Annotated in this window: 1 protein-coding gene; it reads right to left on the reverse strand. The window is 66.4% G+C overall.

Translation table 11 applies throughout. From position 1 onward, the window contains the following. Positions 1-238 (reverse strand): hypothetical protein (locus AAE027_RS39560; RefSeq protein ID WP_370991186.1); only part of this gene is annotated, 238 nt, incomplete at both ends.

The raw sequence follows: 238 nt of genomic DNA on the forward strand, positions 1-238 counted from the left end.
CTTGTTGCGCAGGCGCAAGACCGCGGTGTCCTTGATGCGCTCGATGCGGTGCTCGCTGTTGGCGCGGGCGCGCACCAGCTCGACCACCGAGAGCTGCGGGATGGCAAAGCGGTCGCCGGCGGCTTCGACGATCAGGGCCGAGACGATCGCGAGGGTCAGCGGGATCTTGATGGTGACCGAAGAGCCCTCGCCGGCCACGCTCTTGATGTCGATGGTGCCGCCGATCTGGTCGATATTG

It is taken from the genome of Bradyrhizobium sp. DN3 (genome assembly GCF_041357655.1).
Lineage (GTDB): Bacteria > Pseudomonadota > Alphaproteobacteria > Rhizobiales > Xanthobacteraceae > Bradyrhizobium.